A 6,089-nucleotide genomic window follows, 5' to 3' on the forward strand; every position below is an offset into this window, starting at 1 on the left:
CCACGCTCCAACCTCGAGATATCTAGCGATGACGAACATTACAACAAAAGACATCAACTTCACCGTCAAGTATGGCGATGAAACCCTGAGCCTCAAAGGCACGGTTTTTCAGCCAGAACAACTCGACGCCGCGGCGCAAAAACTGCCACCGGTCATCTTCAACTCCGGCTTCACCGGCGGGGTCACGATGTACGGCCAACTGTTCGGTCGCGCCCTGGCAGGCCTGGGTTATCGCGTCATGACCTACGACGTGGCAGGCTTTTTTTCCAACAAGCACATCCGAAATACCCTCGAGTCAGGTGACAAGGTCATCACCAACGTCATCCTTGAAGATCAGAAAGATGAAGTGCTCGGTGCCGTTGAATGGGCACGCGAGAATTTCGGTGAGATGCCGGTGGTCGCATCGTGGGCGATGGGCTCGGTGGCAAGCCTCGGTGCGGTGGCTGAACTGGCTGCGGCCGGCGGTGAACAGATCCGCTTCTGGGTGCCGATGAGCTACACCAACATCCGCACACTGCAAGCCTTGCGTGCTGATCAGGCAGCAGCTGACGCGGCCATTCTGCAACTCGCGGATGACGCGCCGATCCCTCCATTCGACACCGGCACTGATGCGACCCGTCTCGGTTATTACCCGCTGGACCCTGAAACTCAGGCTTATGTTGATCAGCAGCTGGGTGGCTACACTGAAGCAGGCGGCGCGGACCGTTGGCCGGGCTGCACCTACGTGACGGCGAAGTCCTACAAGTCCTATGTGGCGTATGACCCGGAGCAGTCCATCGAGGGTGCCAAAGGCTTCCCGCCTGCACTGATTATCCACGGCGCCGACAACACCTTGCACATGCCGTCGGAGTCTGTGCGTCTGCACCAAAACTATCCGGGCGATGCCGGCCCGAATGCGCTGATCATTTCGCACATGCAACACGGCCAGCAGAATCAGGTCGACAGCCCTGTGTTCGAGTCGATGATCCAGAGCATCGACGAAGCTATCCGCGCGCGCGGCTGATCCGCTCGTCACTCTCCTGCGAGACCTCGGGCGTCGAGGCCTCGCAGCGATTTTTTACATCGTGGGGTGTATTCCTCCCGTCATTCTGATCGGTCGTAACGCTTCGGCATGGCTCGTTCACTTGTCTCAACGATTCAATCTGGCTGAATGCGTGCCCAACCCCTAACATGGTGTGTCCAAAGCCACTCCCTCGGGCTGGCCTAAGCTGTTCACTTGAACTGCTGGAACCAACCATGACAAGGACCCGGCGATGACAGCCCCCAGTGAATCAGCGACGTCTGTGAATAGCTCCACAACCAAGCGAATTGGGCTGCTCATTCTCCCTCAGTTCTCCATGATGGCCCTGGCAGGTGCCAGTGAGCCTCTGCGCGCGGCCAATCGACTTTCTGGCAAAGCGCTTTATGAGTGGAGCCTGCTTACGGAAACGGGTGGGCCGGTCAGCTCCAGCAGTGGTATCGAGATCCAGACCATGCCAGTTGATCAGGCCCCGGAACTGGATCGTGTTTTTGTCCTGGCGAGCCTGGATATCGAGCGTCAGAAACCACCGAAAATGCTGCGCTTCCTGCAGCGTGCAGCGTCTCGCGGGATAACCGTAGGCGCACTGAGCACCGGTACCTTCATCCTCGCCCGCGCCGGGCTACTCGAAGGTAAGCGCTGCACCTTGCACTGGGAGTCCATCGGCCAGTTTTCGGAGGAATTCCCCACGATCGAAGTCACGAAGGAGCTGTACGTCAATCATGGAAACCGTTGGACGTGTGCCGGAGGGACGGCGGCCATCGATCTCATGCTGGCACAAATCGCGCTTGATTTCGGTAACCAGCTGGCGGCGAACATCGCCGAACAATTTCTGCACGCCAGGATAAGAGCGCCGGAAGAGCATCAGCGGATGTCGATTCAGTGGCGGTTCGGCATTCACGATCGCAGGCTGACAGCCGCCATCGCCTTCATGGAGGACAATCTGGAGAACATCGTCGGCATCGAAGAAATCGCCGACCGATGCAACCTGTCCCACCGTCAACTTGAACGGCTGTGGCATCAGCACTTCGGCATGACGCCGAAGAAATTCTATCTGGAGCTCAGATTGAATGAAGCACGCCGGTTGCTGCAAGAAAGCACCCAGCCCATTGCGTCCATTGCCTACAGCTGTGGGTTCGTTTCAGCGTCACATTTGGGTGCAGCTTACCGTCGTGTCTGGGGATGTACACCCGGTGAAGAGCGGCGGAAATTTGATGATGCTCATTCCTGATTTCAGTCATTGAGTGCATGGATCAACAAACGCTAATCCCCAGAAAACATCCGTACCAACCCTCTCCTCAAAATCCCATAGCAAGCTAATGACTCGGTCAGACAGGCGGTGCGCTCTGGCAAACCTTGGTCATTTGGTGATCCCGCATACTTCCGTCTTCAATCGCCCCCGCGCCTTGCATTACGCGTTGATTTGTTACGTGACGTCGTTTTTTTGATAGAAATTGTCGAACCCGAATCTAAGAGGGTCTACGGTAGCGCGGTAATGTTTCCTACAGATCCGGCGCTCAATTCCAGATACGCGACCGATAAAAATAACAATGACTACAGAAGGCATAACAACCATGGAAACCTTGAGTTTCATTCTGGAAAACGTCGGGCTGATCAGTCTGCTACTTGGACAACACCTTCTCATCGTGGCGGTAGCGGTAGGTTTGGCAATCCTGACCGGCGTGCCTGTCGGGATCGCGATCTCTCAGCACCCCAGAACACGTCGTTGGGTCCTGGCCTTCGCTGCTGTCCTGATGACTATTCCTTCTGCCGCGCTGTTCGGGCTGATGATTCCGGCCCTGTCGCTGATCGGCTACGGGATCGGCGTCGTACCGGCGGTCATTGCGCTGTTTCTCTACTCCCAATTGCCCATCATCCGAAACACCACCACTGCGATTTCCAACATCGATCCTGCATTGCGCGAAGCGGCGATCGGGATGGGCATGTCGACCGGGCAACGATTGCGCAAAGTTGAACTGCCGATTGCGGTTCCGCTGATCATGGCGGGCGTGAGGATGGCGACCGTCATCAACATCGGCATCGCAGCCATCGCGGCCTACATCGGTGCCGGCGGTTTGGGCAGTCTCATCATTCGCGGCATTGCGCAGTCGGATACCCGACAGCTATTGGCCGGCGCGATCGTCATCAGTGTCATCGCCATTGCGGCCGATTACGCGTTGTACGGCTTGCAGCGCCTCCTGACGCCAAAAGGCTTGAACAAGAACAAAATGGCCACCGGCCAAATGAAGGAAGCGACGACGTGATCCAGATCGAAAACCTGAACAAGCAATTCGGCTCAATCACAGCAGTAGAAGATGTCTCATTCAATGTTGAAGAGGGGCAGATCTGCGTACTGCTTGGTCCGTCGGGCTGCGGTAAAACCACGACGCTGAAAATGATCAACCGACTGATCACGCCAACCTCCGGCACGATCAGGATCGGTGGTCGCGACACGTCCGAACTGGACAGCGTCACCCTTAAACGCTCCATCGGCTATGTGATCCAGCAAGTCGGCTTGTTCCCGAACATGACCGTCGAGGAAAACATCTGCGTCGTTCCGAATCTGTTGGGATGGGACAAAAGCAAAAGCCTAAAGCGCGCAGCGGAGTTGCTGGAAGTGGTCGCGCTGGATCCGTCCAAATTCCTCAAGCGCTACCCGTGTGAACTTTCCGGTGGTCAACAGCAACGCGTAGGCGTGGCCCGGGCCCTGGCAGCGGATCCGCCCGTCATGTTGATGGACGAGCCCTTTGGCGCGATCGACCCGATCAACCGAGAAGTGATCCAGGACGAGTTCATGCGCATCCAGCGACTCGTCAACAAGACCGTACTGTTCGTCAGTCACGACATCGATGAAGCGGTGAAGATGGCGGACTGTGTCGCCCTGTTCCATAACGGAAAAATCCAGCAATTCGGCAGCTCGGACGATCTGCTGGCCCGACCCAACAGCGAGTTCGTGGCGAACTTCATGGGCGGCGACCGAATCATGAAGCGTCTGCGTCTGCTGCGCGCGGTTGATGTGGCCAGCAAAGTCCCGCCGCGGGAACACATGCAGATCGTCGGCGGCAACAGCGGTGTTACTTCGCAATCGCACCTGATCGTTAAACCTGGGGATGACCTGCGTCAGGTGCTTTCGCAATTGCTGGGTCGCGGCCAGGACTGGGCACTTTGCAACGACAGCGACGGACGCTTTATCGGCTATGTCCACCAAACCGACATCTTGGCGCGACTTGTTGAAAACATTACTCCGGTGGTGCACTGACAATGTCTGACTTACTGATCAGATTGTGGGAAGGGCTGCAGTTTTACTGGGGCGACATCAGCTACCTGACGGTCCAGCATCTGCAGATCGTGGCAGTCAGTGGGGCACTTGCCCTGATCATCGCGCTGCCGTTGGGCGTCTGGATGAGCCGGCCGGCGAACCAGCGTTACGCCATGGCCAGCATGCAGGTCCTTAACGTAGGGCAGGCAATCCCTAAGCTCGCGTTGCTGGCGTTGGCCATGAGCTTCATTGGTGTCGGTAGCGGCGCGGCCATTATCGGGTTGTTTGTCGCGACGTTGTTGCCCGTGGCAGTCAACACCTATGAAGGCTTGCGCGCAGTGCCGCAGCACTTGCTTGAAGCCGCCGAAGCTATGGGTATGACGCCACGGGAAACGCTGTGGAAAGTTGAAATTCCGAACGCGATGAATGTGATTTTCGCGGGCATCCGCACGGCGTTGGCGATCAACGTCGGTACTGCGCCGCTGGCCTTTTTGGTCGGTGGCGGCGGGCTGGGCGAGTTGATCTTTACCGGGATCGACTTGAACGACTTCGGCATGATGCTGGCCGGTGCCGCAGCGACCGCGCTATTGGCGATTGCGGTCGATCTGGGCTGCGGCTTGATTCAAAACATTGCAGTGTCACGGGGCTTGAGGTTGACCGGGCGTGAATGAATCTGAAGACCATAGACAAAAATCAATAATATGAGGTGCACGATGATTTATCGAATGCTTGCCAGTTTGATCTTTACCCTGAGTCTTGTTTCTGGCGTTGTAGGCAGTGCTTCTGCCAACAATACGATTGTGGTCGGCGGCAAGAAGTTTACCGAGCAGCAATTGGTTGCCGAGATGACCACTCAGCTCCTGCGCGCCAATGGCTACAATGTCGACAAACGCCCTGACCTGGGTTCTTCCGTTTTGCGCGCGGCGCAAGAGAATGGTCAGGTCGATGTGTATTGGGAATACACCGGCACTTCGCTGATTACTTACAATAAAGTCATGGACAAGCTCAGCCCTGACGAAACGTACAAAAAAATCAGCGAGCTTGATGCGCAGAAAGGCATCACCTGGTTGAACTCTTCCAAGGCCAACAACACTTACGCCTTTGCCATGCGCAAGGAAGAGGCACAGAAGGATGGAATCGTCTCGATCAGCGATCTTGCGAAGCAGATCGAAACAGGCAAGTCCTATAAATTTGCCTCCAATGCTGAATTCTTTTCCCGGCCTGATGGCCTGGGTCCTTTGCAAGAGACATACAAGTTCAAATTTGAGCGCAAGAACATCGTCCGCATGGACGGCGGGCTGACCTATCAGGCGCTTAGGGACGGGCAGGTTGATCTGGCCTTGGTCCTGTCGACGGATGGGCGGATTCCGGCCTTCGGCTTTGTGGTGCTCAAAGACGATAAAGGTTTCTTCCCCAGCTATGCGTTGACCCCGGTTATTCGCACTGAGGTGTTTAAAGAGAATCCGAAGATCGGCGAGTTGCTCAACGCCCTGTCGTCCAAGCTGGATGACGACACCATCGCGGGCCTCAATTCCCGGGTCGATGTCGGCCGTGAATCCATCGAAAGCGTGTCCAAGGAATTTCTGCAAAAGAGTCAGTTGCTGTAGTTAATTCGGGGTGGCGTTGAAGTCACCCGGTTTGATCATAACTTTCCGGGCCAGCTCTCTTTAGCTGGCCTCTTTTTAGGTTCTTCACGGAATCCCGGGAAACACAGAAACAAGAACGCCGATTTGATTGATGATGTTCGTGCGAGCAAACACATCTAACAAACCGGCGTTCTTATGCGCGATATTAATACTTTCCTTCCTTTTT

6 protein-coding genes are annotated in these 6,089 nt (G+C 55.9%); all 6 read left to right on the top strand.

Going from position 1 to position 6,089, the window contains the following annotated elements:
- Positions 1-28: 28 nt before the first annotated feature.
- The 6 genes from CKW19_RS23675 to CKW19_RS23700 all read left to right on the top strand — a co-directional run bounded on the left by CKW19_RS23675 (position 29) and on the right by CKW19_RS23700 (position 5,884).
- Positions 29-1,003, top strand: a complete 975-nt coding sequence (locus CKW19_RS23675) for an alpha/beta hydrolase (RefSeq protein ID WP_095060302.1) — start codon at positions 29-31, stop codon at positions 1,001-1,003.
- Between the two features lie 250 nt (positions 1,004-1,253).
- On the top strand, positions 1,254-2,249 hold the full coding sequence (locus CKW19_RS23680; protein WP_095060304.1) for a GlxA family transcriptional regulator: 996 nt from the start codon (positions 1,254-1,256) through the stop codon (positions 2,247-2,249).
- A gap of 343 nt (positions 2,250-2,592) precedes the next feature.
- Entirely contained in the window at positions 2,593-3,282 is a 690-nt protein-coding gene (locus CKW19_RS23685) for an ABC transporter permease (protein ID WP_060541253.1), read from the top strand.
- Positions 3,279-4,277, top strand: a complete 999-nt coding sequence (locus tag CKW19_RS23690) for an ABC transporter ATP-binding protein (protein ID WP_095060306.1) — start codon at positions 3,279-3,281, stop codon at positions 4,275-4,277. The genes CKW19_RS23685 and CKW19_RS23690 overlap by 4 nt, the downstream gene beginning before the upstream one ends.
- A gap of 2 nt (positions 4,278-4,279) precedes the next feature.
- Positions 4,280-4,948, top strand: a complete 669-nt coding sequence (locus CKW19_RS23695; RefSeq protein WP_060541255.1) for an ABC transporter permease — start codon at positions 4,280-4,282, stop codon at positions 4,946-4,948.
- A 66-nt stretch (positions 4,949-5,014) separates the two neighbouring features.
- Positions 5,015-5,884 carry a glycine betaine ABC transporter substrate-binding protein gene (locus CKW19_RS23700; RefSeq protein WP_256580370.1) on the top strand — a complete coding sequence of 290 codons (870 nt, stop codon included), beginning with the start codon at positions 5,015-5,017 and terminating at the stop codon, positions 5,882-5,884.
- Positions 5,885-6,089 lie beyond the last annotated feature (205 nt).

This window comes from Pseudomonas sp. Irchel s3f7, from assembly GCF_900187615.1.
In the GTDB taxonomy this organism is placed as follows: Bacteria; Pseudomonadota; Gammaproteobacteria; order Pseudomonadales; family Pseudomonadaceae; genus Aquipseudomonas.

What these genes read in the sequence shown, in the direction of transcription:
- CKW19_RS23680 (WP_095060304.1), top strand. Translation starts at nt 1,254, where the DNA reads ATGACAGCCCCCAGTGAATCAGCGACGTCTGTGAATAGCTCCACAACC.
- CKW19_RS23685 (WP_060541253.1), top strand. Translation starts at nt 2,593, where the DNA reads ATGGAAACCTTGAGTTTCATTCTGGAAAACGTCGGGCTGATCAGTCTG.
- CKW19_RS23675 (WP_095060302.1), top strand. Translation starts at nt 29, where the DNA reads ATGACGAACATTACAACAAAAGACATCAACTTCACCGTCAAGTATGGC.
- CKW19_RS23695 (WP_060541255.1), top strand. Translation starts at nt 4,280, where the DNA reads ATGTCTGACTTACTGATCAGATTGTGGGAAGGGCTGCAGTTTTACTGG.